This is a genomic window from Streptomyces sp. NPDC046909, from assembly GCF_040644695.1.
GTDB lineage: Bacteria > Actinomycetota > Actinomycetes > Streptomycetales > Streptomycetaceae > Streptomyces.
This window is the reverse complement of record NZ_JBEYXC010000018.1, coordinates 40,913-63,980: the sequence shown is the minus strand read 5'-3', so window position 1 is coordinate 63,980 and position 23,068 is coordinate 40,913. Positions and strand designations below refer to the sequence as shown.

Sequence of the window (23,068 nt, the reverse complement as noted above, 5' to 3'; positions counted from 1 at the left end):
CCCCAAGTACTGCTCGGGCCCGGCTAGTTGATCGCCTTGATCAGCTCACCGCCCGTGGTGTCACCGCTCAGCTCCCAGAAGAAGGTGCCGCCGAGACCCTGCTGGTTCTTGTACGCCATCTTGGTGCCGATGGTCGCCGGGGTGTCGTAACTCCACCAGTTGGAACCGCACTTGGCGTACGCGGTCCCGCCCACCGTGCCGGTCGCCGGGCACTTCGTCTTGAGCACCTTGTAGTCCTCGATGCCCTGCTCGTACGTCCCCGCCGCGGGGCCCGTCGCGGTGCCGCCGGGTGCCGCCTGGGTGACGCCGGTCCAGCCGCGGCCGTAGAAGCCGATGCCGAGCAGCAGCTTCGAGGCCGGGATGCCGAGGCCCTTGAGCTTGGCGATGGTCGCCGAGGTGTAGTAGTTCGCCGTCGGGATGCCGGAGTAGGAGTTCAGCGGCGAGTGCGGGGCCGTCGGACCGGTCGAGGCCCAGGCGCCGAAGTAGTCGTACGTCATCGGGTTGTACCAGTCGACGTACTGGGCCGCGCCCGCGTAGTTCGCCGCGTCGATCTTGCCGCCGGACGTGGCGTCGGCGGTGATGGCCGCCGTGACCAGGTTGCCGGTGCCGAACTTCGCCCGGAGCGCCGCCATCAGGTTCTTGAACGCCTCCCGGCCGCTGGTGTCACAGGTGTTGCCGCAGGCGTTCGGGTACTCCCAGTCGATGTCGATGCCGTCGAAGACATCGGCCCACTTGGAGTTCTCGACCAGGTCGTAGCAGGACTGCGCGAACGCGGCCGGGTTCTTCGCGGCCTCGCCGAAGCCGCTCGACCAGGTCCAGCCGCCGAAGGACCAGATGACCTTCAGGCCCGGGTGCTTCTTCTTCAGCTCGCGCAGCTGGTTGAAGTTGCCGCGCAGCGGCTGGTCCCAGGTGTCGGCGACGCCGTCCACCGACTCGGCGGCGGTGTAGGTCCGTTCGGTCGCCGCGTAGGAGTCGCCCATCGCGCACTTGCCGCCGGTGACGTTGCCGAAGGCGTAGTTGATGTGGGTGAGCCTGGCGGCCGAGCCGGAGGTCTCGACGTTCTTGACGTAGTACTTGCGGTCGTAGGTGCCCCATTCGGTGAAGTAGCCGACGACCTTGGAGGCCTTGAGGGCGGGCTTCGCGGCGGGTTCCGCTGTCGCGGTGCCGGCGCCGGCGAGCAGCCCGGCGCCGAGGACCGCGCAACACGCGGCCGAGATGAGGGAGCGGACGGAGAGGTGCATCCGAGTGTCTCCTCGTGGGGGTGAGGGAACGGGCGCCGATTGGCATGAACGCGGTAAGGCGTTGGTTCGGAACAGTAGGAGGACTAGACCAGTCAGTCAATGGTTCGGACCAATTTCGAGGACCCGTGGATTCCGGGTCGGTTTCTTGAAGTAAGCGGTCGTTAACTGGTGACTCGATACCTCCGATCGGGCATACTCACAGCACAGAGCCGCTGGTCAACAGCTTTCGAGACCCGTAAGTGCGACCATCGGCCCGCCCTCAGCAAGACCCGGCGGAGCCGCCCCCATCCAAAGGCGCACGCCGATGTGCCCGACACAGGGAGGAGAGCGTCCTCATGCCCGACCGCGCCCCGCAGCCGGTGGACCGTCAACTGCCCACGGACGAGGCCCGGGAGTTGCTCTCGCTCGTCCGCGACATCGCGCAGCACGAGATCGCCCCGAAGGCGGCCGAGGAGGAGGACGCCGGACGCTTCCCGCGCGAGGTCTTCACCCTGCTCTCGCGGTCCGGACTGCTCGGACTGCCGTACGACTCCGAGTACGGCGGCGGCGACCAGCCGTACGAGGTCTACCTCCAGGTCCTCGAAGAGCTCGCCGCGGCCCGCCTCACCGTCGGCCTCGGCGTCAGCGTCCACACCCTCGCCTCCTACGCCCTCGCCGCCTACGGCACCAAGGAGCAGCAGGTCGAGCACCTGCCGGCGATGCTCGGCGGCGGCCTCCTCGGCGCGTACTGCCTCTCCGAGGCCTCGTCGGGATCGGACGCGGCCTCGCTGCGCACCAAGGCCGTCCGGGACGGCGAGGACTGGGTGATCACCGGCACCAAGGCGTGGATCACGCACGGCGGTATCGCCGACTTCTACACCGTGATGGCCCGCACCGGTGAGGACGGCGCCCGAGGGATCACCGCCTTCCTGGTCCCCGGTGACGCGCCGGGGCTGAGCGGGGCGGTGCCGGAGAAGAAGATGGGCATGAAGGGCTCGCCCACCGCCCAGGTCCACCTCGACGGCGTCCGTGTCCCCGACGACCGGCGCATCGGCGAGGAGGGCCAGGGCTTCGCGATCGCCCTGTCCGCGCTGGACTCCGGGCGCCTCGGCATCGCGGCCTGCGCGATCGGCGTGGCGCAGGCGGCGCTGGACGACGCGGTGGCCTACGCGACCGAGCGACGCCAGTTCGGCAAGCCGATCGCCGACTTCCAGGGCCTGCGCTTCATGCTCGCCGACATGGCGACCCAGATCGAGGCGGGCCGCGCGCTCTATCTGTCGGCGGCGCGGCTGCGGGACGCGGGCCGGCCGTTCGCCAAGCAGGCCGCCATGGCCAAGCTGCACTGCACCGACACCGCGATGAAGGTCACCACCGACGCCGTCCAGGTCCTCGGCGGGTACGGCTACACCGCGGACTTCCCGGTCGAGCGGTACATGCGCGAGGCCAAGGTCCTCCAGATCGTCGAGGGCACCAACCAGATCCAGCGGATGGTCATCGCACGTCACCTAGCGGGTCCGGAGACGCGCTGAACTGGCCCGGTCTGACCTGCGGCGCCGCGAGCCGCACCCACTCCGGGTCATGGCGCCCGGGCAGGGTCCGGCCGCGGTCGGCCCAGGTCCGCAGCAGATCCCGGTAGATGGGCGGATCCTGCTGCTGAGGCGGCGGAACCGATTCTGCGGGTGGCGGGACGTACACCCGGCGCTGACGCCCGGTCGCCGAATAGGTGGGGGTCATACCAGGGCAACGCGGTGACGGTCGGACAGGTCACCCGTCGACGGAATCGACCGTGAGTTCGCGAACGACATCTGGTCACCTCCAGAAGTCTGACGTACCGTCAGGCCACCCGCCTCCAGGGAGGTTTGCCGTGGCAGACGACCGTCCCGTACCGCTCGACGAGTACCCGGTGCACCAGGTCCCGCTCTCCATGCGCCACGTCGCGAGCGGCGACCGCAACGCCTACGACCGGTGCATCTTCCACGTCCTGGACCACGAGGGACGCGCGCTGCTGATCGTCGGCCTCGGGGTGTACCCCAACGTGGGGGTGATGGACGCGTACGCGACACTGCGGGTCGGGGACACCCTGCACGCGGTACGCGCCTCGGACGCGCTCGGCGAGGACCGGATGCGGCTGGCGGTCGGTCCGCTGCGCATCGAGGTCGAGGAGCCACTGCGACGCCTGCGCCTCGTCTGCGACGACGAGTCGTTGTCGTACGACCTGACCTGGACCGCGGAATTCCCCGCCCTGTGGGAGCCGCACCATGTGCAGCGCCGCGGCGCCCGGCTCACCCTGGAGGGGCGCCGTTTCGTGCAGGCGGGCGGTGTGGAGGGCATCGTGCGCGCCGGGGGCGAGGAGTTCCGTGTCACGGCCGGGGAATGGACCGGCACCCGAGACCGCAGCTGGGGCACCCGGCCCATCCCGGGCGAGGAGGGCGGCCGCCTCGCCGAGGAGCACCCCACCGAGGGCTTCCACTGGCTGTGGTGTCCCGTCCGCTTCGAGGACCGCTTCCTGATGGTGATCGTCCAGGAGGACGCCGACGGCTACCGCACCCTCAACGACGCCACCCTCGTCCGCCCCGGCCGGCCCGACCGCCAACTCGGCTGGCCCCAGCCGGAGATCACCTACCGCTCCGGCACCCGCGACCCGGTCAGGGCCCTCCTCTACCTCGGCGACGTACGCAAGCTGCAGCAACTGGAGGTCGAGCTCCTCGCCTCCTCCCCGCTGGCGATCGGCGCCGGCTACCCGCCCGCCGACGACTGGCAGCACGGCACCTGGCAGGGCCGCGGCTGGACCGACCGCCGCACCTACGACCTCACCGAGCCGCACCCCCTGGCCGCGTACGGCGTCACCGACCACGCCGCCCGCTTCCGCCTCGACGGCCGGATCGGCCACGGCATCTTCGAGCACGGCTCGTTCGGACGGCACGACCCGAGCGGGTTCACCGGCTTCGACTCGGTCGCACCGTAAGTCCGTTGCGCGACAAGGGGGTTGACCACATGACGACGGCACCGCGCCCACGTACCAGCACTCGCGACCCGGAGGACATCGCCCGCCGCCTCACCGCCTGGCTCGGCACTCGCCTGCCCGGAGCGAAGGCGGTCGGCGTCACCGTCCCCGAGTCCAACGGCATGTCCAGCGAGACCCTGCTCTTCGACATCGAGCACCCCGAACCACCCCTGCGGGCTTGCGCGTTGAGGCTCGCGGCGGACCCGGCGGCGTACACCGTCTTCCCGGTGTACGACATGGTCCGCCAGTACCGCACGATGCGGCTCGTGGGGGAGCGCTCGGACCTGCCCGTGCCGAAGGTGCTGTGGCTGGAGGAGGACCCGGGACCGCTCGGCGCGCCCTTCTTCGTCATGGAGCGCGTCGAGGGGCGGGTGCCGCCGGACGTCATGCCGTACACCTACGAGGGCAACTGGCTGCACGCGGCGAGCGACGAGGAGCGCGAGCGCCTGGAGGCCGCCTCGGTGGGGCTGCTGGCCCGGCTGCACGACCAAGTACCGGTGAAGGAGGCCGAGTTCCTCGCGCTGCCCGGTGAGGGTGACACGCTGCGCCGCCATGTCACCGCCCAACGCGCCTACTACGAATGGGTCGTCGACGGCGTCGCCCGCTCACCCCTCATCGAGGACGCCTTCGCCCGTCTGGAGGACCTGTGGCCCGCCGATCCGGGCCCGCCGGTCCTCAACTGGGGCGACGCGCGCATCGGGAACGTCGTCTACGACGGCTTCGCGCCCGCGGCCGTGCTCGACTGGGAGATGGCGGCGCTCGCCCCGCGCGAGGTCGACCTCGGCTGGAGCGTCTATCTGCACCGCTTCTTCCAGGACCTGACGGTCGCCTTCGGACAGCGCGGACTGCCGGACTTCCTCCGGCGCGACCGCGTGGAGGCGCGCTACGCCGAACTCACCGGCCACACACCGCGCGACATGGACTTCCACACGCTGTACGCCGCCCTGCGGCACGCCGTCGTCATGCTGCGCGTCGCCTACCGGCAGGTGCACTTCGGAGAGGCCGTCGTCCCGGCGGACCCGGACACACTGATCCTGCACCACGGCAGCCTGCGAGCCATGGTGCAGGGCAGCTACTGGGATTGAGCGACGCGAACCGATGCCCGCCGGACGCTCAGGCGGCCTGGCGCCGCATCACGGGGACCCTCATGGGGCGCGAGCCCGGTCCGCCGACGTGCGAGAAGGGCTGCGTCCGCCAGTCGAGCCCCTGAGGGAGCGTCAACAGCAGGGCGGTGTCCTGCTCCTGGGGCTCCAGGTCCTCGTCCGCGGCACGCGCGTCGGAGGCGCGGCGGCCGGTGCCGGCGCAGACCGTGAGGCCGAACGGGTTCCACGGCGAGACGCACAGCGCGTGCTCCGGCAGAACCTCCTCGTCCGCCAGCAGCGCGATGGGCTGCGCGCAGTCCGGGCACACGACCCGGAACATCTCGAAGGTGTCGTACGCGTCGAGTTCCTCGTCGAGGGCGTCGGGTTCGACGCCCTCCGGCTCGGGCTCGGCGACCGCCTGGAGTCGCTTGGGCGCGGTACGACCAGGACGCTTAAGACTCTGCATATGGGTTCTCCCCCTCGGGCTGGGCCGTGAAGGCGCTGCGGCCTCGACCACAGCAAGCACTTCCCGCCCCGTCTCGGCGGTAATCACGAGAACATCGCGGAGACCGTTCGGGCGCTGTGGCGTTCGTCACATGCCACTCGCAGGTGCCCGGCGCGGCCGCTTTGTCCCTCAGAAGGCTCACAGACAACTCTCGGCCACATCACGAACCGGGTATGACCTGGGCTGCTCAGGTATCGGAGGAGATCAAGCGCACTGTAGGTTCTTGCGCCATGGAGGAGCTGGACCGTCAAATCGTGCAGCTGCTCGTCAAGGACGGGCGGATGAGCTACACAGACCTCGGCAAGGCCACGGGCCTGTCCACGTCAGCCGTGCACCAGCGGGTGCGACGGCTGGAGCAGCGTGGCGTCATCCGTGGGTACGCCGCCGTGGTCGACCCCGAGGCCGTCGGGCTGCCCATGACCGCGTTCATCTCGGTGAAACCGTTCGATCCCAGCGCACCGGACGACATCGCCGAGCGGCTCGCCGGGGTGCCGGAGATCGAGGCCTGCCACAGTGTCGCCGGCGACGAGAACTACATCCTCAAGGTCCGGGTGGCCACGCCGCACGAGCTGGAGGAGTTGCTGGCCCGGTTGCGGTCGTTGGCGGGGGTGTCGACGCGGACGACGGTTGTTCTGTCGACGCCTTACGAGGCCCGCCCACCGAGGATCTGAGGGGCGTTTCGTCGGCGGGTGCGGGTGTTTTGTGGCTGGTCGCGCAGTTCCCCGCGCCCCTAGGGGGTTGAAGGCGGCCCCTGTGCAAAGGGCCCGGCGCGAGGGGCGAGACTGGTGCCCATGAGTGAGCGCAGCGCCGAACCGAAAACCGTGCTTCTTCGCCGAGGCGAGGTTCACAGCCCCGCCGATCCCTTCGCCACCGCGATGGTCGTCGAGCGCGGGCAGGTCGCGTGGGTCGGTTCCGAAGGTGCCGCCGACGCCTTCGCGGACGGGGTCGACGAGGTCGTCGATCTCGATGGTGCTCTGGTCACGCCCGCGTTCACCGACGCCCATGTGCACACCACCGCCACCGGGCTGGCCCTGACCGGCCTCGACCTGTCCGACGCGCCGTCCCTGGAGGCGGCGCTCGCGCTCGTGCGGGACTTCGCCGCCGCCCGTCCGGACGACCGGGTCCTGCTCGGGCACGGCTGGGACGCGGCGCGCTGGCCCGGCGGGGAGGCGCCCACGCGCGCGGAGCTGGACGCGGCCACCGGGGGCCGTCCGCTCTATCTGTCCCGCATCGACGTGCACTCGGCGGTCGTGACCACCGCGCTGCTCGACATGACCTCTCTGGGGCGCCTGGACGGGCCGCTGACCGCCGACGCCCATCACGCCGTACGCGCGACCGCCCTGGCCGCCATCACGCCCGCTCAGCGCGTCGAGGCCCAGCGCACCGCCCTCGCCCGAGCCGCCTCCCTCGGGATCGGCTCGGTCCACGAGTGCGCGGGGCCGGAGATCTCCTCCGAGGACGACTTCACCGGCCTGCTGCGGCTCGCCGCCGAGGAGGCCGGACCTCGGGTCGTCGGGTACTGGGCGGAGCAGGATGTCGAGAAGGCGCGTGAGCTGGGCGCCCTGGGGGCGGCCGGTGACCTGTTCGTCGACGGTGCTCTCGGCTCGCACACCGCCTGTCTGCACCAGCCGTACTCGGACGCCGGGCACAGCGGCCTCGCCTACCTGGACACGGCCGCGGTGGCCGCGCATGTGGTCGCCTGCACCGAGGCGGGGCTCCAAGCCGGCTTCCACGCGATCGGCGACGCCGCCGTGACCTCCGTGGTGGAGGGGATGCGCGCCGCCGCCGAGAAGGTCGGCCTGGCCCGGATCCGCGCCGCCCGGCACCGCGTCGAGCATGCCGAGATGCTCACTGCCGAGACCGTCGCCGCCTTCGCCGACCTCGGGCTGACCGCCTCCGTGCAGCCCGCCTTCGACGCGCTGTGGGGCGGCGAGGAGGGCATGTACGCCCAGCGGCTGGGCGCCGAGCGGGCCCGCGCCCTGAACCCCTTCGCGGCGCTCCTGAAGGCCGGGGTGCCGCTCGCCTTCGGCTCCGACAGTCCGGTCACCCCGCTCGACCCGTGGGGCACCGTCCGCGCCGCCGCCTTCCACCGCACGCCCGAGCACCGCGTCTCCGTGCGCGCCGCGTTCACGGCCCACACGCGGGGCGGCTGGCGGGCGATCGGGCGGGACGACGCGGGCGTGCTGGTGCCGGGCGCGCCCGCCGACTACGCCGTGTGGCGCACCGACGAACTCGTCGTCCAGGCCCCCGACGACCGGGTCGCCCGCTGGTCCACCGACCCCCGCTCCGGCACCCCGGGACTGCCCGACCTGTCCCCGGGCGCGGAGCTGCCGGTCTGCCTGCGGACCGTGGTGGGCGGACGGACGGTGTTCGTACGGCCGGGCGAGTGATCTCCCGGGGTGGCGCGGCTCCGATCTGGCGCCGCGGCCCTGTCTCGCGACCTGCGCATCCTCCGCGCTGACCAGGGGATTGAGCGGATATCCGCAGGTCAAACGGCTGTTGACAGCCGACGGCAGGGGGCCGGTAGGTTCGGCCCAGTCCACCACCTGACGCCCGACCGGGGGACGTCCGTCAACTCGAGGCCGCGCCGCTGGGTCAGGGACGGTGTGCCGCACCGGGGCACCGCCACTGGGAGCCAGGCTCAGCGCCCGCGCCGCCGCGAGGGAACGTTCCGGCCGGTCGGGGAGGTGTGACCCGGGTGGGGCCCGGGCGCTCAGTAGACAACGGCTTTCGGTCGACCCGCAGCCAGCGGGTCCCAGGTCGGCCCGAAGGGTGCCGGGCCCCCATCCGCAGTACGCACAGCTGCCGAAAAGGGTGTTCTTACCCCGCTCTTGTTAAAACGACACCACCATACGAACGTCCTGTCACGTCGGTGCAGGCGGCGCCCACTATGGTGGACGCCTGCGTACGGACTGAAGGGGCAGCAGTGAACGACGGCGACGGGACCCTCGCGGCACACAGCCAGGGGAGGCAGTTCGGCCCGCTCGGCACGGCCTTGGTGATCATCCCGACCTACAACGAGTCGGAGAACATCAAGTCCATCGTCGGCCGGGTGCGCAAGGCCGTCCCCGACGCGCACGTCCTCGTCGCCGACGACAACAGCCCCGACGGCACCGGGAAGCTCGCCGACGAACTCGCCGCCGGCGACGACCAGGTCCAGGTCCTGCACCGCAAGGGCAAGGAGGGCCTCGGTGCCGCCTACCTCGCGGGCTTCGCCTGGGGCCTGGAGCACGGCTACGGCGTCCTGATCGAGATGGACGCCGACGGCTCCCACCAACCCGAGGAACTGCCCCGGCTGCTCACCGCCCTCAAGGGGGCCGACCTGGTCCTCGGCTCCCGCTGGGTGCCCGGCGGCCGGGTCGTGAACTGGCCCAAGTCCCGCGAGTTCATCTCCCGCGGCGGCAGCCTCTACTCGCGCGTCCTGCTCGACGTCCCCATCCGCGACGTCACCGGCGGCTACCGCGCCTTCCGCCGCGAGACCCTGGAAGGGCTCGGGCTCACCGAGGTCGCCTCCCAGGGCTACTGCTTCCAGGTCGACCTGGCCCGCCGCGCGATCAAGGCCGGCTACCACGTCGTCGAGGTCCCCATCACCTTCGTCGAGCGCGAGCACGGCGACTCCAAGATGAGCCGCGACATCCTCGTGGAGGCCCTGTGGCGGGTCACCACCTGGGGCGTCGGCGAGCGCGTCGGCAAGGTGCTCGGCCGCGGCACGAAGACCTGACAGCGGTCGTACGGCCGCACAGGCACCGCTGATCGTCTCCTTATCCCGACCTGAGCCGTGCCCAGGCACACTGGACGCATGACGACTGGCGCTCCGACCCCGACCTACCCCGCCCGGCCCCCGCGCTCCCGGCTGCGGACCTTCCTGCCGCTGGGGATCGCGGCGTGGCTGGTGCTGGAGATCTGGCTGCTGACCGTGGTGGCGGGTGCCACGAGCGGATTCGTGGTGTTCCTGCTGCTGCTCGCCGGGATCGTGCTCGGCGCGGTGGTCATCAAGCGAGCCGGCCGACGGGCCTTCCAGAACCTGAACCAGACACTTCAGCGCGGCACGGCCCCGGCCAGTGGCAGTGGCAGTGGTGGTGGCAACGGCCTGCTGATGCTGGGCGGCCTGCTCCTCATGCTCCCCGGCCTGATCTCGGACGCGGTGGGCCTGCTCCTGCTGATCCCGCCGGTCCAGAAGGCCATCGGCCGCCGCGCGGAGCGCACCTTCGAGCGCAAGCTCCGCGAGGCCGCCCCCGGCACCCTGGGCGACGCCTTCCAGCAGGCCCGTATGCACCGCCCGGACGGCAAGGTCGTCCAGGGCGAGGTCATCCGGGACGAGCCCGGGGACACGCCCCAGGAGCCGCGTCCTCCGCTGATGGGCTGAGTTCCGCTCGGCCCGCGCCGAACGCACGAGACCGCGGGCGCCGTACCTGAAGTACGGCGCCCGCGGTCTCGTTCTCGTGTTGTGTTCCGCCCAACCCGTGGAGGGGTTACGCAGACTTGCGGCTGTCCCGCGGGTGGATCGCGATGTTCATCGCCCCCGAGCGCAGAACGGCCAGGCGCTCCTCGAGGACCTCTTCGAGTTCCTCGCGGGTGCGCCGTTCCATCAGCATGTCCCAATGCGTACGCGCGGGCTTGGCCTTCTTTTCCTCAGGGCCGTCGCCGTCAACGAGGAGTGCCTGGGCCCCGCAGACCTTGCACTCCCACTCCGGCGGGATCTCCGCCTCGACCGAGAAGGGCATCTCAAAGCGATGTCCCTTCTCGCATGCGTACTCCACGGCCTGGCGCGGGGCCAGGTCGATGCCGCGGTCCGTCTCGTAGCTGGTCACCACGAGGCGCGTGCCGCGAAGAGCTCGCTCACTCATGAATCGTGCCTCCCGGGCTTGTCGCCCACAGGACAGGTGTCGCTGTCGTCGTCATCCGGTCAACGTCCGGTCGGCGGTAAAGATTCCCGTTCCGGGTCATGCGTCGCCGTCGTAGCCGCCCCTTGTTGTACCCACCGGCGCCCGGTTTGTCACATCTGCTAGCAGATGTCACCCAGCGTTTCGGCATCTTTGACGCGCAGTAACGGTACGCCAGGCAGGCCAAACGCGTACACTACCGCCCTTTCGCGTCGAACGCTAAATCTTCTGCGGAACGGGATTCCCCGCGTCGCCGATCGCCCGCCGCACCGGCACCCGGGCGAGCAGCACGAACCCCAGCACGAAGAAGGCGACCAGCGAGATGATCGCGTCCCGATAACTTCCGGTCAGCTGGTAGGTGATCCCGAACAGAAGCGGGCCCAGCCAGCTCATACCGCGGTCGCTCATCTCGTACGCCGAGAAGTACTCGGCCTCCTTGCCGGGCGGGACGAGATGGGAGAACAGGGAGCGAGACAAGGCCTGGCTGCCGCCGAGGACCAGGCCGATCCCGGCGGCGAGCACGAAGAACCAGACCGGTGCCCCGGCCGGCAGGAAGTATCCGGCCGCCAGCGTCAGCGTCCACGCCACCAGCGAACCGAGGATCGTGCGCTTCGCGCCGTACACGCGGGCCAGTCGGCCCATGCCCAGGGCGCCCGCCACCGCGAGCACCTGGACCAGCAGGACGGCGCCGATGAGGGTCGACTGGCCGAGGCCGAGTTCCTCGGAGCCGTAGACGGAGGCCTGGGAGATCACGGTCTGGATGCCGTCGTTGTAGACGAGGTACGCCAGGAGGAAGGAGAGCGTGAGCGGGTGGCGGCGCATGTCCCGGATCGTCGCCGCGAGCTGCCGGAAGCCGGGCGCGGTCGCTTCCTTCTGCGGCGTCCGGCGGTCGTGCAGCCTTCGGAGCGGTACGAGGGTGAAGGCGCCCCACCACAGCCCCGCCGACGCCAGACAGATCCTGACGGCCATGCCCTCCGAGAGGCCGAAGGAGTCATGGGCGGTGTAGAGGACGAGGTTCACCACCAGCACCAGTGAGCCCGCCGCATAGCCGAAGGCCCAGCCCCGGGAGGAGACCGCGTCGCGTTCCTCCGGCCCGGCGATCTGCGGCAGATACGAGTTGTAGAGCATCATCCCGACGGACATCGCCGCGTTGGCCACGATCAGCAGGGCGCCGCCGAGCAGATAGCGATGGCCGTCGAGGAAGAACAGGCCCGTCGTCGCCATGGCCCCCGTGTAGGCGGCCGCCGCCAGGAGCGGCTTCTTGCGGCCGCTGCGGTCGGCCGCCGCGCCCACCAGGGGCATCACCAGCACGGCCGCGATCACGGACAGGGACACCGAGTAGGCGAAGAAGGAACCGGCCCGCACCGGGATGCCCAGGGGATGGACATAGCCGTCCGCGTCGGCGGCGTCCTCGGCGACCGAGGTCAGATAGGGGCCGAGGAACACGGTGAGCACGCTCGTCGAATAGACCGAGCACGCCCAGTCGTAGAAGTACCAGCCGCGCTGCTCGCGCCGTCGCTCGGTGGCCTCCGCCACCATGGTGTCCGCGCCCATCCCGCCCCTTGCCGATCCCGCGCGCGGAGGGCGGCCCAGGGGTGCGGAAGGTCGGTCAGACCCAGACGCCCCGGTCCTCCATGACCTTGCGCAACGTGTCGATGTGATCGGTCATGATGCCATCGACTCCTAGGTCCAGGAGCCGGTGCATGCGCTCGGGTTCGTTGATCGTCCACACGTGCACCTGGAGCCCGTGCGCGTGGGCGGTGCGCACGAAGCGGTGGTCGACGACCTGGATGCCGTTCTGAGCCTCGGGCACCTGGGCGGCGACCGCCGAGCGGCGCAGCGCGGCGGGGACGCCCCAGGAGCGCAGCCGCAGATTGAGGACGCCTCGGGTGCCGTACGAGGTGGCCAGGCGGGGTCCCGCCAGCCGCTGGGCGCGGACGACCCGGGCCTCGGAGAAGGAGCCGACGCAGATCCGGTCCCAGGTGTTCGTGCGCTCGATCAGCTCCAGGAGCGGATGGAGGGCCGGCTCGGCCTTGATGTCGACGTTCCACCGGGCCTCGGGAAACGTCTCCAGGAGCTCCTCGAAGAGCGGCACCGGCTCCTTGCCCGCCACGCGCGCGTGCCTCACGTCGGACCAGGGCAGGTCGGAGATCCGGCCCGCCCCGTCGGTGACCCGGTCCAGGGTGGTGTCGTGGAAGGCGACCAGCTTCCCGTCGGCCGTCGCGTGGACGTCGGTCTCCAGGTACCGATAGCCCGTCTCGATCGCCTGCCGGAACTGGAGAAGGGTGTTCTCCAGACCGTCGGCCGCCCCGCCCCGGTGGGCGAACGCGATCGGGCCGGGGTGATCGAGGTAGGGATGGCGTATCCGGGTGCTCACCGAGGCAGTATGGCCCGTCGGGGTTGCCCGGTGGCAACGACCGTGCTGCCGTCCGATGCCGACGGGACGTCGAACACCCGCAGGAAGAGCTGGGCGAGCGGGCCGATGGACAGCGCGTAGAGGAGCGTGCCGACGCCGATGGTGCCGCCGAGCGCGAAGCCCGTCACGACGACCGCGATCTCGACGGCCGTCCGCATCAGCCGGATCGAACGCCCCGTGCGCTTGTGCAGCCCGGTCATCAGACCGTCGCGTGGCCCCGGTCCGAAGCGGGCGGCGATGTAGAGGCCGGTGGCCACACCGTTGAGCACGATGCCGGCCAGCATGAGGGGGATCTGCACGGCCAACGTGCGCGCCTCGGGAACCGCGGCCAACGTGCCGTCCATTGCGATGCCGACCACGAAGACATTGGAGACGGTCCCGAGCCCCGGCCGCTGGCGCAGCGGAATCCACAGCAGGAGCACCGCCGCGCCCACGATGATCGACACGACGCCGATCGTCAGGCCAGTCAGCTCGGCGAGGCCCTGGTGCAGCACGTTCCAGGGCTCCAGGCCCAGGCCCGCCTCGACGAGCAGTGCGGAACTCGCTCCGTACAGCGCGAGACCGACGTACAGCTGGATCAGCCGGCGCCCGAGCCGGCTCTTTGCGGACAAGTGATGCCCCCTGTGGTCGTGGTGGCCTGGTGCATGACACCCTGTGGCGTGGGTGGAGACATCATCCATGGCCAATTCGGGGAAGGTGGACTGATTTACATGGCGCAGTGGACCTCGGCGGTGGGAGCGGCGCAGCTCGCCCGGCTGCTCAACTCCCAGCAGGACCGTCCGGCGGGCCCCGGCACGCGCCGCCCGCCCGCCTACCGGGCGCTCGCCGACGGCGTACGCCTCCTGGTCCTCGAAGGCCGTGTCCCGGTGGCCGCCCGGCTCCCCGCCGAACGCGAACTGGCCCTGTCCCTGTCCGTCAGCCGTACGACGGTGGCGGCGGCCTACGAGGCCCTGCGCGCCGAGGGTTTCCTGGAGTCGCGGCGCGGCGCCGGCAGCTGGACCGCGGTCCCGGCCGGCAACCCCCTCCCGGCCCGTGGCCTGGAGCCGCTGCCCCCCGAGGCGCTCGGCTCCATGATCGACCTGGGCTGCGCAGCCCTCCCCGCTCCCGAGCCATGGCTGACCCGTGCCGTCCAGGGCGCCCTGGAGGAGCTGCCGCCGTACGCCCACACCCACGGCGACTACCCGGCCGGGCTGCCCGCGCTGCGCTCGATGATCGCCGAGCGGTACACCGCGCGCGGGATCCCGACCATGCCCGAGCAGATCATGGTGACGACCGGCGCGATGGGCGCCATCGACGCCATCTGCCATCTCTTCGGGGGCCGCGGCGAACGCATCGCCGTCGAGTCACCGTCGTACGCCAACATCCTCCAGCTCATGCGCGAGGCGGGCGCCCGGCTCGTGCCCGTCGCGATGGCCGAGGGGCTCAGCGGCTGGGACATGGACCGCTGGCGGCAGGTACTGCGGGACGCGGCGCCGCGCATCGCCTATATCGTCGCCGACTTCCACAACCCGACCGGTGCGCTCGCCGACGACGACCAGCGGCGGCAGTTGGTGGACGCGGCGCGGTCGGCGGGGACGGTGCTGGTCGCCGACGAGACGATGAGCGAGCTGTGGCTCGACGAGGGTGTCGAGATGCCGCGCCCGGTGTGCGGCTTCGACCCCGCCGGCTCCACGGTGATCACCGTCGGTTCCGCCAGCAAGGCGTTCTGGGCGGGCATGCGGATCGGCTGGGTCCGCGCCGCACCGGACGTCATCCGCAGCCTGGTCGCCGCACGGGCCTACGCCGATCTGGGCACGCCTGTGGTGGAACAGCTGGCGGTGAACTGGCTCTTCAGCACGGGCGGTTGGGAGCAGGCGGTGGACGTGCGGCGCGGACAGGCACGGGAGAACCGGGACGCCTTGGTCGCCGCGGTGCGGCGGGAGCTGCCGACGTGGGAGTTCGAGGTGCCCCGGGGCGGACTGACGTTGTGGGTACGGGCCGGGGGCTTGTCCGGGTCGCGCCTGGCGGAGGTGGGGGAGCGGGTCGGCGTGCGGGTGCCGTCGGGGCCCAGGTTCGGGGTCGACGGGGCCTTCGAGGGATACGTGCGGCTGCCATTCACAGTGGGGGGAGCGGTGGCAGAGGAGGCGGCGGTGCGACTGGCCACGGCGGCCCAGCTGGTGGAGAGCGGAGCGTCGGGGGGAGGGGAGTCGCCGCGCACCTTTGTGGCATGACGGTGACTGGATTCGCCTAAGGGGCGTGGGGAACTGCGCGATCAGCCCCCACGCACCCGCACTCGCATGACTGCCTACGGCGCTTCGGCGACTACGGCTTCGACAGGAACCGTTTCCGCGTCGGCTGGGGTGCTCCGCGGCGGTAGCAGAGCCAGCACCGCCTGCCGATCCGCATCACTCGTCGCGTCATCGTACGGATCGGGCGTGGACGGGACCTGAAGACGATGTACCGGCCCGGTGCCCAGGCGGGCGTAACCCCGGCCCGGCGCGGCATCGGAGATCAAAGTCGTCCGCGGAGGAGCCCCCAGAACCGCCTCCAGCTGCCCGGCCGTAGCCGGTCCCAGCACGACACGCGCGCGCGTGTGCTGCCGTACGGCATCGCTCAACGCGTCCGCGCAGTCGAACTGATCGGCCACCACCACCGTGACGTTCGCCGCACGCCCGTGCCGCAGCGGGACCTGGAGCAGGGACTGCGGGTCACGGTGGCCGTCGGCGGCGGCCAGGTGGGTGAACGCGCTCGGGCGGTCGAGGAGGATCCAGAGCGGGCGCTTGGTGTCGTCGGGGGGCTGGTGGCCGGCCTGGCGGGCCCGGTTCATGGCGATCAGGCGCCGTTCGGTCTCCGTGGCGGCCCACTCCAGGCTGGCCAGCGCGCCGGTGAGCCCGCACTCGACCGCGAGGACCCCGTCGCGGCCGGTGAGGCACGCGTACTCGCCGGTGCCGCCGCCCTCGACGATGACGACATCGCCGTACAGGAGGGCCTGGAGGGCGATGGAGCGCAGGAGGGTCGAGGTGCCGCTGCCCGGCTGGCCCATGACCAGCAGGTGGGGTTCGGTGGAGCGGATGCCGGTGCGCCAGACGACCGGGGGTACGTCGCGCTGCTCCTCGCCGTAGGTGAGCGGGAGGGTGCGCTGGACCTCGGTGGGGTCGGTGAAGCCGAGGACCGTCTCGCCGGGGGAGGTGACGAAGCGCTGGGCGGCGATGTCGGTGGGCAGCGGCGGCAGGACGGTGACGGAGAGCTGGTTGCCCTCCTCGTCCCAGGCGAAGCGGTACTCGCGGCCGCGGCCCGACTTGGCGTGCAGCAGCTGCTCGATACGCGCGCGTGAGTCGGCCTCGCCGTCCGTGAAGTACGCGGGGTAGCGGATCAGCAGCTGGGTGATGCGGCCCGTCCCGTCGAACTCGTACTCGGGGAACGCCTTCTCCCATTCGCCGCCGTGGGCGTAGAGGGGAGCCGGGTCCTCGGCGGCCGAGAAGTACGGCACGAGGGCCTCGTAGAGGGATCGCAGTCGCTGGGTCTGCGATTCGTCGGGGCCTTCCGGGGCCGGCGGGGTGCGGTCCCGGCCCTGCCAGGCTGCCGCCGCCATCAGGGTGATGACGGCGAGCAGCGGACCGTACGGCACGAGTGCCACGACCAGGACCACTGACGCCACCAGGAAAAGCAGCGGCCCGCGCTTGTCCTTGGGGGTGTCGGCCCACTTGCGCCGCCCGGCCGAGGCCAGCCGGCGCAGACCGCGTGTGATCGTGATCAGCGGGTGGAGGACGTCGGTGGCGCTGTCGGCCGCCGTCCGGGCCAGCTCCCGGCTCCGGGCGATCTGCGCGCTGCCTGTGCTCAGGATGCGGGGGAGGGGGCGCCGGGCCACTGCTGTCTCCTGATGGTGCGTACGGACGGGAGGGACGCCGCGTGGGGCGGCGTCAGAACTTGATTCCGCCGAGGAGGCTCGCGAGGCTCTCGCCGCCGGCTCTGATGCTCGGGGCGATGGCCGTGCTCGCCAGGTAGAACCCGAAGAGGGCGGCGACGAAGGCGTGGGACGCCTTGAGGCCGTCCTTGCGGAAGAAGAGGAAGACGATGATGCCGAGCAGGACCACGCCTGAGATGGACAGGATCATTTGGGATCTCCTGGTTCGCGGGGACAGTCACCATGAGTACTTCCAGGCTCACAGGATGTATCCATACGATAAAAGGTGCAACCGGGTGAATTTCGGAGGATTTCGCCCAGGTGGCTGAGTCGATTGAGGCCGGATGAGCAGGGGACTTGCGTCCGACCGGGTCAGTGGTGATCTTTACCTCCGGCACTTCGGGTCATGTGCCGCGCGAGCCAGTACCCTGGCGATTCACCTGAACGGATGTAGGAGAGGTGGTCCGGCCGATGACTGAAGCCCCCGACCCCGAGGTCGTGGAGCTGGCGACCAAGATCTTCGATCTGGCCCGGCAGGGGCAGACCGAGGCGCTCGTGGCGTACGTCGACGCGGGTGTTCCGGCCAACCTCACCAACGACCGCGGTGACTCGCTCGTGATGCTCGCCGCGTACCACGGCCACGCCGACGCGGTGCGCGCGCTGCTCGCCCGGGGCGCCGAGGCGGACCGGGTCAACGACCGAGGCCAGACCCCGCTCGCGGGGGCGGTCTTCAAGGGCGAGACGGATGTCATCAAGGCGCTTCTGGAGAGCGGTGCCGATCCGGCCGCGGGGACCCCGTCGGCGGTCGACACGGCTCGGATGTTCGCCAAGACGGAACTGCTCGAATTGTTCGGCGCACACTGAGTCGAACACTCTGACCAGCTAAAACACAGATAACGGGGGAGGCGGTACAGGGCCGCCGAAATTTCGGTCGCGGCAGATGTAAGTGCCGAGTCATCATGACGTCGTGATTCACGGACGCGATGGCTGGGCAGGTGTTGCCGCACCGCGCGGGCCGTGATGCGGTCCGCATGGGCCACCGACGAGAGGCAGAGGAAAATGGTCTACAGCAAGCAGGAAACGGCGGGCGCCCCGACGTGTTGTCACGCGGCCAGGTAATGCAAGATCCCGGTTGCGTCGACGCTTGATGTGAGGCTGTTTCCCATGTTCGAACCGGTCATAGCGCCCAGCGGTACGCTGCTCGGCCTCCTGCAGAGGGGTCGCGGCGACGGCACACTGCACGCGCTCACCGCCCCGCGCGCCGAAGCGCTCGCGGCCCTGAACCACTGTGTGCTGCGGGATCCCCGCCACGACTGGCAGGTGGAGAACCGCTCCCTCTACTACGCCCGTCTCTACCTCGACCTGAACGGCGAGCTGGACGAGATCGAGGCCCACCTCTTCGACGTCGAGGACCACTTCGACGACGAGGAGTCACGCACCGGGCTCGCCCTGGCGGTCCTCGGGCACCTCGCCTCCTACGGCAGGCGGGACGCGCTCGAACTGCTGCGCAGGTACGCCGCCTCGGGCACCAACTGGGCCTGGGCCCTGGACGAGCTGGCCCTCAGGGACGACGACGCCGGGCTGCGCGCCCTGGCCGCGCCCGTGCTGGCCCGCTTCGCCACCGACGCCGAGGGCGAGGCCGAACTGGCCGCCACCGTGCGCGACGCCTTCGAACCACGGCCCTGGCGGCTGTGGGCCGAGGATCCGCGCGAATCCATCGCCACACGCGTGCGTGCCGCTCAGGAGGCCGGCTGTTTCGACCGCTGGCAACGCCAGATGCGACCTACCGGGCCCCGTCCGGGGTGGAGCGTGCGGGCGGTCTTCGAGTGGGCCGAGCAGGGCGTCGAACGCGGCGCCGCGCTCCATGTGCCCGCCGCCCGCTGCCTCATGGCCGTCGCCGGACCCGAGGACCGGGCCGAGATCGTCGCCGCCGCCAAGGACGGCACCGAGGGCGCCCGCTGCACGGCGTTGCGCTACCTCGCCGACGGCAATGATCCCGACGCCCTCGATCTGATCGAGGCGGCTGTGATCACCGGATCGACGCCGGTCGTGGAGGCCGCCGTCGACGCCTTCGAACGTATGCGCAGTATCGCCGCCGTGGACCGCGCCCGCGGCTGGGTCCACCGGCCCGACCCGCTGGGTGCCGCCGCCGGACGGATGCTCGCCTGCCGCGGAGGAGCCGAGGACAAGGACCTCGTCCTCGCCGCCCTGCGCGAGGCCGTACGGGGCGAGGGGCCGGACGCACCGACCCTGTGGACCCTCGTCGACGGCACCGGACGGCTCGGCATCGCCTGCGCCGCCCCCGTGCTCCGCCACATCTACCGGGAGACGGCCTCGTCCCATCTCCGCGGCCGGGCCGCCCGCGCCCTCGCCGCCACCGACCCCTCCTACCCCACCGGCTTCGCCGTCGAATGCCTCTGGGACTGCGAGGAGACCACCCGCGAGATCGCCGCCCGGCACGCCGAGACCGGCGACGCCCGGGTCGTGGAGCAACTCCGACGCCTCGCCGCCGATCCGGCCGAGGAAGCGGAAGTCCAGACAGCCGTCCGCAGCCGCATCGGACCGGATGCGACCACCATGTGAAGGCATGCCCCCAGGGTGAACTCGGGGTGACCCGCGGGTCAGGCGCGCATGGACACGGCCTGACCTGCGCGGGTGCGGGGTGGAACGCTCATGGGACGTTCCCTCTGCGGAAAGATCCACTTTGACGCGAGCACGTCCAGCACGGCGACAACACCCCTATGCGTGTCGTCATCGTGACCGAATCCTTTCCCCCCGATGTGAACGGCGTGGCCCACTGCGCGCTCCAGACCGCCCGGCACCTCGTAGATCGCGGTCACTCTCCGCTCGTCGTCGCGCCGGCCACCGCGGCCGGTACCGGGCCGGGGGCCGACTCCCTCGCGCCGTGCCCTGTCGTCCGAGTCCCCTCTCTACCGCTTCCGGGCTACCCCGAGGTCCGGGTCGCCCTCCCCAGCCGGCGTGTCGCTGCGGCCATCACCGAACACCGCGCCGACATCGTCCACCTGGCCAGCCCCTTCGTCCTCGGCGTCCGCGGCATGGCCGCCGCCGCCCGGCTCGGCATCCCCGCCGTGGCCGTCTACCAGACCGACCTCGCGGGCTACGCCCGTACCTATGTGCACGCGGGCGAGGCGGCCGCGTGGCGCCGGATCCGCTCCGTCCACGCCGCCGCCGACCTCACCCTCGCCCCGTCCAGCGCCGCCCTGCACGACCTGGAGTCCCACGGCGTCCCGCGCGTGAAGCTGTGGGCGCGCGGCGTGGACACGGCCCGCTTCCGCCCCGCGCTGCGCGACGAGGCGCTCCGCCGTGAACTCGCCCCGAACGGCGAGCTGATCGTCGGCTACGTCGGACGCCTCGCCCCCGAGAAGCAGGTCGAACTCCTCGCCGGAGCGTGCGGCCTGGAGGGCGTCCGCGTCGTGGTGGTCGGCGACGGACCGAGCCGGCCCCAGCTGGCGGAGTCCCTGCCGGGCGCGGTCTTCCTGGGCCGCCGTACCGGCGACGAACTCGCCCGGATCTTCGCCTCCTTGGACGTCTTCGCGCACACCGGCCCCTTCGAGACGTTCTGCCAGACCGTGCAGGAGGCCATGGCCAGCGGGGTGCCCGTCGTCGCGCCCGCCGCCGGCGGCCCGCTGGACCTGGTCGCCCACGGGCACACCGGCTTGCTGGTCCCGCCGCGCGACGCGGCCGCCGTACGGGACGCCGTCTGGGCCCTGGCCGCCGACCCCGCACTGCGGAGCGCGTACGGCACCGCCGCGCGCGTGATGGTCGAGGGCCGCACCTGGGCGGCCGTCGGCGACCAGCTGATCGGCCACTACGCGAGCGTGCTCGCCGGGCGGCGGACGGCGGTGGCGGTGTGAGCGGGCTGCGGGTAGGGGGCGGGGGCGATGTGTCGCCGTTGCGCGTTGAGGGCGGTGAAGCCGTGAGGCCGTCGCGGACGGAGGGCGGTGAAGCCGCGACCCCGTCGCGGAAGCAGGGCGGTGGAGGCGCGACCCCGTTGCGCATAGTCCGGCTGGCGAACTTCGTCGCGCCCGCTTCAGGCGGCCTGCGCACGGCGCTGCGCGAGCTGGGCAAGGGCTTCAAGGCGGCCGGGCACGAACCGGTGCTCGTCGTCCCGGGCGAGCGCGTGACGGATGTCGAGACCGAGCAGGGCCGCGTGATCACCCTGCCCGGCCCGCTCCTGCCCGGCACCGGCGGGTACCGCGTGCTCGCCGACAAACGGCGGGTGGCCCGGCTCCTGGAACAGCTGGCCCCCGACCGGCTGGAGGTCTCCGACCGTACGACGCTCAGGTGGACCGGCAGGTGGGCGCGGCGGGCCCGGGTGCCGGCCGTGATGGTGTCCCACGAGACGGCCGACGGTGTGCTGCGCACCTGGGGCGTCCCGGAGGGCGCCGCTCGCAGAGCCGCCGACGCCCTCAACGTCCGTACGGCACACACGTACGCGCGCGTGGTGTGCACCACCGAGTTCGCCGAGCGCGAGTTCGTGCGGATCGGGGCGCGCAACGTCGTACGGGCGCCGCTGGGCGTCGATCTGGTCGAGCGGCACCCCGCGCTGGCCGACCCGGGTTTGCGTGCCCGGTACGCGCGCGTGGACGAGACGCTGCTCGTCACGTGCACCCGGCTCTCCGTGGAGAAGCGGCCCGGTACGGCGGTGGACGCCCTGGAGGAGCTCGTACGGCGGGGGCGGCGGGCGGTGCTGGTGGTGGCCGGGGACGGTCCGCTGCGGGCCCGGCTGGAGCAGCGGGCGCGCGGACTGCCCGTCGTCTTCCTCGGACATGTCTCCGACCGCGGGCTGCTCGGGGCGCTCCAGGCCTCCGCCGACGTGTGCCTGGCCCCGGGGCCTGCTGAAACGTTCGGGCTGGCCGCGCTGGAGGCGATGGCCTGCGGGACACCGGTGGTGGCGAGCGCCTCCTCGGCGCTGCCCGAGGTGATCGGATCCGCCGGGGCGGTCGCGGCGGATCACGGGGTCGCCTTCGCGGATGCCGTGGAGATGCTGCTGGAGCGGCCCTCGGGCGAACGCCGGGACGCCGCACGCGCGCGTGCCGAGTGCTTCGGATGGCGTACGGCGGTGGAGGCGTTCCTCGCCGCCCACGACGCGCCGGTCTCCGTTCCCGGGGGCGTCCGATGAGACCCGTTCGGTTCGTCGCCCTCGGTGACTCGCTGACCGAGGGCGTCGGGGATCCCGTCGGGGAGGGGTGGCGGGGGTGGGCCGCGCTGCTTGCCGGGGGGCTTGGTGGCGGGGCTGGAGACTGGGGTGGAGGCGGAGGTGATGTCGGCCGTGGTGACAGGGGTGGTGACGGGCCGGAAGGGTCCGTGGAGTTCACCAATCTCGCGGTGAGCGGGGCGCAGACGCGGGATGTGCTGGAGCGGCAGTTGCCGGCCGGGCTCGCGCTGCGGCCGGATGTCGTGTCCGTCGTGGTCGGTGTGAATGACACCCTTCGCTGCACCTTCGACATCCATGCGGTGGCCTCGCGGCTCGACGCCGTGTACTCGGCGTTCGCTGCGCAGGGGGCGGTGCTGCTCACGGCCTGTCTGCCGGATCCCGGGGCGATGCTCGGGCTGCCGGGGGCGTTGGCGCGGCCGCTGGCTCGGCGGCAGCGGGCGGTGAACACGGTCGTGCACGCGCTGTCCGAGCGGTACGGGGCCGTGCATCTGCATGCCGCCGAGGGGGCCTGGCTCATGGACCGGGGCATGTGGAGCGCGGACCGGTTGCATCCGGGTGAGCGGGGGCATCGGCAGCTGGCGGTGCGGTTTCACGCGTTGCTGGCGGAGGCGGGGCTCGCCCACGGGGTCGCGCCCTCGCCCGAGCCTGAGTTTCCGGTGCCCACCAAGTCGGCGAGTCTGTGGTGGTTGGCCACGGCGGGGACGGGGTGGGTGGCTCGGCGGTGTACGGATCTGTTGCCGCAGTTGATTCGGCTCGCGGTGGATGAGATGCGGCATCGGGCTCGGGGGACCAGTGCGGGGCTTGATCTGCGGGCGGCTGCTTCGGTTTCGGCGGCCTTGTCTGCTCTGTCGGTGACTGAGGCGGCGTAACCGTCTTTGTCTGCGGGTGCGTGGGGG

The 23,068-nt window shown here is 71.6% G+C and carries 21 protein-coding genes; 13 read left to right on the top strand and 8 right to left on the bottom strand.

Features of this window, described 5'->3' with window-relative positions:
- Positions 1-23: 23 nt before the first annotated feature.
- Complete coding sequence (locus tag ABZ928_RS42220) at positions 24-1,241, bottom strand: glycoside hydrolase family 18 protein (protein ID WP_361531399.1); 1,218 nt, start codon at positions 1,239-1,241, stop codon at positions 24-26.
- 335 nt (positions 1,242-1,576) lie between these two features.
- Between ABZ928_RS42220 and ABZ928_RS42215 the strand changes: the two genes are divergently transcribed.
- From ABZ928_RS42215 to ABZ928_RS42205, 3 genes are all read left to right on the top strand, one after another.
- On the top strand, positions 1,577-2,749 hold the full coding sequence (locus ABZ928_RS42215; RefSeq protein ID WP_361531396.1) for an acyl-CoA dehydrogenase: 1,173 nt from the start codon (positions 1,577-1,579) through the stop codon (positions 2,747-2,749).
- A gap of 335 nt (positions 2,750-3,084) precedes the next feature.
- Positions 3,085-4,185, top strand: a complete 1,101-nt coding sequence (locus tag ABZ928_RS42210) for a hypothetical protein (protein ID WP_361531393.1) — start codon at positions 3,085-3,087, stop codon at positions 4,183-4,185.
- Positions 4,186-4,214: 29 nt separating this feature from the next.
- Positions 4,215-5,309, top strand: a complete 1,095-nt coding sequence (locus ABZ928_RS42205) for a phosphotransferase family protein (protein WP_361531390.1) — start codon at positions 4,215-4,217, stop codon at positions 5,307-5,309.
- A gap of 28 nt (positions 5,310-5,337) precedes the next feature.
- On the opposite strand, the gene ABZ928_RS42200 is transcribed toward ABZ928_RS42205, so the two are convergent.
- Entirely contained in the window at positions 5,338-5,772 is a 435-nt protein-coding gene (locus ABZ928_RS42200; RefSeq protein WP_361531387.1) for a hypothetical protein, read from the bottom strand.
- 269 nt (positions 5,773-6,041) lie between these two features.
- On the opposite strand from ABZ928_RS42200, the gene ABZ928_RS42195 reads away from it, so the two are divergent.
- The 4 genes from ABZ928_RS42195 to fxsA all read left to right on the top strand — a co-directional run bounded on the left by ABZ928_RS42195 (position 6,042) and on the right by fxsA (position 10,177).
- On the top strand, positions 6,042-6,482 hold the full coding sequence (locus ABZ928_RS42195) for an Lrp/AsnC family transcriptional regulator (RefSeq protein WP_030677853.1): 441 nt from the start codon (positions 6,042-6,044) through the stop codon (positions 6,480-6,482).
- 120 nt (positions 6,483-6,602) lie between these two features.
- Positions 6,603-8,201, top strand: coding sequence for an amidohydrolase (locus tag ABZ928_RS42190; protein WP_361531384.1), 1,599 nt, complete (start codon positions 6,603-6,605; stop codon positions 8,199-8,201).
- 536 nt (positions 8,202-8,737) lie between these two features.
- A complete protein-coding gene (locus tag ABZ928_RS42185) occupies positions 8,738-9,532 on the top strand; it encodes a polyprenol monophosphomannose synthase (RefSeq protein WP_361531381.1) in 795 nt (264 codons plus the stop codon).
- A gap of 78 nt (positions 9,533-9,610) precedes the next feature.
- A complete protein-coding gene (gene fxsA / locus ABZ928_RS42180) occupies positions 9,611-10,177 on the top strand; it encodes an FxsA family membrane protein (RefSeq protein WP_361531378.1) in 567 nt (188 codons plus the stop codon).
- A 106-nt stretch (positions 10,178-10,283) separates the two neighbouring features.
- On the opposite strand, the gene ABZ928_RS42175 is transcribed toward fxsA, so the two are convergent.
- The 4 genes from ABZ928_RS42175 to ABZ928_RS42160 all read right to left on the bottom strand — a co-directional run bounded on the left by ABZ928_RS42175 (position 10,284) and on the right by ABZ928_RS42160 (position 13,721).
- The gene (locus tag ABZ928_RS42175; protein ID WP_010046329.1) at positions 10,284-10,658 is read right to left on the bottom strand and encodes an RNA polymerase-binding protein RbpA; all 375 of its coding nucleotides are present in this window, start codon (positions 10,656-10,658) and stop codon (positions 10,284-10,286) included.
- A gap of 255 nt (positions 10,659-10,913) precedes the next feature.
- Positions 10,914-12,248 carry an MFS transporter gene (locus ABZ928_RS42170; RefSeq protein ID WP_361531375.1) on the bottom strand — a complete coding sequence of 445 codons (1,335 nt, stop codon included), beginning with the start codon at positions 12,246-12,248 and terminating at the stop codon, positions 10,914-10,916.
- A gap of 55 nt (positions 12,249-12,303) precedes the next feature.
- Complete coding sequence (locus ABZ928_RS42165; protein WP_361531372.1) at positions 12,304-13,071, bottom strand: glycerophosphodiester phosphodiesterase; 768 nt, start codon at positions 13,069-13,071, stop codon at positions 12,304-12,306.
- Positions 13,068-13,721, bottom strand: coding sequence for a hypothetical protein (locus tag ABZ928_RS42160; RefSeq protein WP_361531369.1), 654 nt, complete (start codon positions 13,719-13,721; stop codon positions 13,068-13,070). Before ABZ928_RS42160 ends, ABZ928_RS42165 begins: the two co-directional genes overlap by 4 nt.
- 99 nt (positions 13,722-13,820) lie before the next feature.
- On the opposite strand from ABZ928_RS42160, the gene ABZ928_RS42155 reads away from it, so the two are divergent.
- Positions 13,821-15,320, top strand: a complete 1,500-nt coding sequence (locus ABZ928_RS42155) for a PLP-dependent aminotransferase family protein (protein WP_361531366.1) — start codon at positions 13,821-13,823, stop codon at positions 15,318-15,320.
- Between the two features lie 74 nt (positions 15,321-15,394).
- On the opposite strand, the gene ABZ928_RS42150 is transcribed toward ABZ928_RS42155, so the two are convergent.
- Together ABZ928_RS42150 and ABZ928_RS42145 are read right to left on the bottom strand one after the other, a co-directional pair.
- Positions 15,395-16,957: an ABC transporter ATP-binding protein gene (locus tag ABZ928_RS42150; protein WP_361531363.1), complete on the bottom strand. Its 1,563-nt coding sequence runs from the start codon at positions 16,955-16,957 to the stop codon at positions 15,395-15,397.
- Between the two features lie 52 nt (positions 16,958-17,009).
- Positions 17,010-17,204: a hypothetical protein gene (locus ABZ928_RS42145; RefSeq protein ID WP_059196315.1), complete on the bottom strand. Its 195-nt coding sequence runs from the start codon at positions 17,202-17,204 to the stop codon at positions 17,010-17,012.
- Positions 17,205-17,464: 260 nt separating this feature from the next.
- Here ABZ928_RS42145 and ABZ928_RS42140 point away from each other — a divergent pair, with 260 nt between their 5' ends.
- The 5 genes from ABZ928_RS42140 (at position 17,465) to ABZ928_RS42120 (ending at position 23,041) form a co-directional block, all read left to right on the top strand.
- Positions 17,465-17,857: an ankyrin repeat domain-containing protein gene (locus ABZ928_RS42140; protein ID WP_361531360.1), complete on the top strand. Its 393-nt coding sequence runs from the start codon at positions 17,465-17,467 to the stop codon at positions 17,855-17,857.
- Positions 17,858-18,157: 300 nt separating this feature from the next.
- Positions 18,158-19,576 carry a HEAT repeat domain-containing protein gene (locus ABZ928_RS42135; RefSeq protein WP_361531357.1) on the top strand — a complete coding sequence of 473 codons (1,419 nt, stop codon included), beginning with the start codon at positions 18,158-18,160 and terminating at the stop codon, positions 19,574-19,576.
- Positions 19,577-19,734: 158 nt separating this feature from the next.
- Positions 19,735-20,868: a glycosyltransferase family 1 protein gene (locus tag ABZ928_RS42130; RefSeq protein WP_361531354.1), complete on the top strand. Its 1,134-nt coding sequence runs from the start codon at positions 19,735-19,737 to the stop codon at positions 20,866-20,868.
- A 137-nt stretch (positions 20,869-21,005) separates the two neighbouring features.
- Positions 21,006-22,136, top strand: a complete 1,131-nt coding sequence (locus tag ABZ928_RS42125; protein WP_361531351.1) for a glycosyltransferase — start codon at positions 21,006-21,008, stop codon at positions 22,134-22,136.
- Positions 22,133-23,041, top strand: a complete 909-nt coding sequence (locus tag ABZ928_RS42120; RefSeq protein ID WP_361531348.1) for an SGNH/GDSL hydrolase family protein — start codon at positions 22,133-22,135, stop codon at positions 23,039-23,041. The genes ABZ928_RS42125 and ABZ928_RS42120 overlap by 4 nt, the downstream gene beginning before the upstream one ends.
- Positions 23,042-23,068: the final 27 nt, after the last annotated feature.

Excerpts from the sequence above, each read along its gene's own strand:
- ABZ928_RS42220 (WP_361531399.1), bottom strand. The coding sequence starts at position 1,241 with ATGCACCTCTCCGTCCGCTCCCTCATCTCGGCCGCGTGTTGCGCGGTC.
- ABZ928_RS42215 (WP_361531396.1), top strand. The coding sequence starts at position 1,577 with ATGCCCGACCGCGCCCCGCAGCCGGTGGACCGTCAACTGCCCACGGAC.
- ABZ928_RS42205 (WP_361531390.1), top strand. The coding sequence starts at position 4,215 with ATGACGACGGCACCGCGCCCACGTACCAGCACTCGCGACCCGGAGGAC.
- ABZ928_RS42200 (WP_361531387.1), bottom strand. The coding sequence starts at position 5,772 with ATGCAGAGTCTTAAGCGTCCTGGTCGTACCGCGCCCAAGCGACTCCAG.
- ABZ928_RS42195 (WP_030677853.1), top strand. The coding sequence starts at position 6,042 with ATGGAGGAGCTGGACCGTCAAATCGTGCAGCTGCTCGTCAAGGACGGG.
- ABZ928_RS42190 (WP_361531384.1), top strand. The coding sequence starts at position 6,603 with ATGAGTGAGCGCAGCGCCGAACCGAAAACCGTGCTTCTTCGCCGAGGC.
- fxsA (WP_361531378.1), top strand. The coding sequence starts at position 9,611 with ATGACGACTGGCGCTCCGACCCCGACCTACCCCGCCCGGCCCCCGCGC.
- ABZ928_RS42175 (WP_010046329.1), bottom strand. The coding sequence starts at position 10,658 with ATGAGTGAGCGAGCTCTTCGCGGCACGCGCCTCGTGGTGACCAGCTAC.
- ABZ928_RS42170 (WP_361531375.1), bottom strand. The coding sequence starts at position 12,248 with ATGGGCGCGGACACCATGGTGGCGGAGGCCACCGAGCGACGGCGCGAG.
- ABZ928_RS42155 (WP_361531366.1), top strand. The coding sequence starts at position 13,821 with ATGGCGCAGTGGACCTCGGCGGTGGGAGCGGCGCAGCTCGCCCGGCTG.
- ABZ928_RS42145 (WP_059196315.1), bottom strand. The coding sequence starts at position 17,204 with ATGATCCTGTCCATCTCAGGCGTGGTCCTGCTCGGCATCATCGTCTTC.
- ABZ928_RS42140 (WP_361531360.1), top strand. The coding sequence starts at position 17,465 with ATGACTGAAGCCCCCGACCCCGAGGTCGTGGAGCTGGCGACCAAGATC.
- ABZ928_RS42135 (WP_361531357.1), top strand. The coding sequence starts at position 18,158 with ATGTTCGAACCGGTCATAGCGCCCAGCGGTACGCTGCTCGGCCTCCTG.
- ABZ928_RS42130 (WP_361531354.1), top strand. The coding sequence starts at position 19,735 with ATGCGTGTCGTCATCGTGACCGAATCCTTTCCCCCCGATGTGAACGGC.
- ABZ928_RS42120 (WP_361531348.1), top strand. The coding sequence starts at position 22,133 with ATGAGACCCGTTCGGTTCGTCGCCCTCGGTGACTCGCTGACCGAGGGC.